This window comes from Bacillus piscicola, from assembly GCF_022458745.1.
GTDB classification, from domain to species: Bacteria; Bacillota; Bacilli; order Bacillales; family Marinococcaceae; genus Alteribacillus_A; species Alteribacillus_A piscicola.
In genome coordinates this window covers 1-2514 of sequence record NZ_JAJJJF010000031.1, presented here as the reverse complement: position 1 = coordinate 2514, position 2514 = coordinate 1, and the positions used below count along the sequence as shown (strand labels likewise).

Sequence of the window (2514 nt, the reverse complement as noted above, 5' to 3'; positions counted from 1 at the left end):
TTGTAACCGTCAAGCAGAATTAAACAATTCTCCAAAATTAAGATCCAACGATTTTCCCCAATTAAGATTCAACACCTGTTTCTTTAAATAAAGCCCGTCTGTATTTCATTCTGATACTGTCTTGGCTTTCCTCAAATGTGATGATTTCACTTCTGTGGAGGAGGCGATCTAAGATCGCCGTTGTTAATGTTGTGTCTCCAAGAAACTTCCCCCATTCATTTGGCCCTTTGTTAGAAGTCAGCACGAATGCTGTTTTATCATACATGTCATAGATAAATTGAAAAAACAGCTGGGCATCCTGGGTTTCATAGGCCATATACATGAGGTCATCGATGATGACCAAATCCGATTCAGTAATTCTTTTGTATCTTGTTCTTGACTTGTTTATATACTCTCTTGTCTTGAGTATGTAGATTAAGTGATCCATGGACACAAAAGACACCTGATATCCCTGATTGACCGCATGTATACCCAGCCCTATGGAAAGATGAGTTTTCCCCACTCCAGGTGGCCCCATCATAATTAATGTGAAATTTTCTTCTATCCAAGACAGTTCCTTGAGCACATTTAATTGCTTGTCACCAATCGCAGATTGCTCTTCCAATTTAAATTGGTCCAGTGTTAGCTGTTGCGGGAACTCTGCCCATTTCATTAACTTGGCACGATTCTTTTCTTCACGGCAAGCCAACTCATAGCCCAATAGTTGATTAATGAATTCAGAGTAGGTCCATCCCTTGGATTCTGCTTCTCTAAGCATATTGGGCAATTCTTTTGCTGTTTCGGCTAACCGGAGTGTGCTGCACTTATTTTGAAGTTCCCTATAAAATTCTGTCATCCTACCTATCTCCTTGAAGAACTTGAAGGTAGACATCCTGATTGCGTTCAGGGGCAGCGATGTCTTTATATTTCTCATTCATCACTTCTGTTTTGCCTGCATTCTTGTTGCTCTGTATCTCCAATGAGACTGCAATGTCTCTTAAATCATTGGCACTGGTTAATCCAAGTCTTTTCATTTCTTTTACGGCATCATTGATATAGCCTGGATGTTGCTCTGCAATTTTAAGCACTATCTTTAATTGATCAATCACATGCCTTGGATAATGCTCTTGTAGAACCTTGATAAGCCAAGTTGAATCTTCCATGACAGCTAAATGTTCCATGACTTGCTCTGCCAGTTTATCTCTTTTGGTTTGAGATCGTTGTCGATGAGTGGGCTCTGTAATAATGTTTCCTTTTTCTTTTGATAAATGATGAACGGCAATAGGACTACTAGTTGGGTGAAGAGAGATACTTAACTTCTCCCCAGTTATGGATATGTAAGCAATGTTTTCCGCGCCCTTCTGAAATGTTCCGAGCGGAACACTATACCGATTTCCTTCAAAACGAATAACGTTGTCTTTATGAATTTTTCTTGTTATATTTATAGTTGATATTTTTTCGAAAATGTAATTTCCATTAACCTTTTGAAGATGCTGCTTTTCGAGGGCGTGCACTTCGAAAGGTCTTTTCTTTATATTATGGTGAATTTTATAGTTCCCCGTTCTCTTCAACCACTTCAGACATGAATGCTGCCATGATTCCAAACTCTCAAATATTCGGTGTTTCGCAAAGTTGTGCTTCACATATTTTATTACTTGTTCGATTTTTCCCTTAGACTCTGGATCGCTTTTTCTGCACAGATATATCTTAAACCTTCTGGTTTCATGGTATTTAGTAAAGGACTCCGTTAGGATTAAATCTCCGGCATTCTCACTGACTGCCAATAAGCGATCTTGGTCATACACAATCTCTTCCGTCATACCCCCAAAATATCGGAATGCATTTTCTTGCATCCTTATCAAGTCAGCTGTACGGAAGGGGCGATCTAACCACTCTACATATTTGAATCTTGAATGGGATAAGATAAATCCGGCTACATAAAGCTTCTTTCTTTGCCCTGAATTCGTGTAGATAAGAATTTCTCCAAAATCCACTTGCATCTGCCTTCCCATTGGGAGTTCCTCTACTGTGCCATATATCCGTTCCACGGTTACTTTAGGCAGATGATACCTGTCTCTTAGCTCATTCACATAATTTCGAACCGTGTTCTCGGCCACTGACTGCACATCTAATCTTTCCTGCAGCCAATCATATATTTGAGCACTGGTCATATCCGGATGTTCCTTTAACCACGTCACGATGTAACGTTGATAAGGGTCTAGCTTCTTTGTCCGGTTTTGCAGGGATGCAATGAACACAGCGAACTCATCTGGGGTCATTCCCAAATAGTCAATGACCCTGTTTCGAGAAATCTTTAATTTCTTCGCAATCTTACTGTTCGAGAACCCCATATTCTTCAAACGATGTACTTCTTGATAAACCATCCACTTTCCCACTCCCTGTTTCCTCCCTTTCGACATACTCCGCTTAAGTATACCGAAAGGTATATAATATTAGTAAACTGTTGAGTCTTATTTGTGGAAATCTGTTTACTCGTATTTTTGGAAAACTGTTGGGTCTAGTTTAGCAGTTACA

At 39.6% G+C, this 2514-nt stretch carries 2 protein-coding genes; both read right to left on the bottom strand.

Translation table 11 applies throughout. From position 1 onward, the window contains the following. Positions 1-61 precede the first annotated feature (61 nt). Positions 62-835, bottom strand: a complete 774-nt coding sequence (gene istB / locus LOR49_RS17290) for an IS21-like element helper ATPase IstB (protein WP_240378209.1) — start codon at positions 833-835, stop codon at positions 62-64. 1 nt (position 836) lies between these two features. Beyond that, a complete protein-coding gene (istA, locus tag LOR49_RS17285) occupies positions 837-2375 on the bottom strand; it encodes an IS21 family transposase (RefSeq protein ID WP_240378207.1) in 1539 nt (512 codons plus the stop codon). Between the last annotated feature and the right edge of the window lie 139 nt (positions 2376-2514).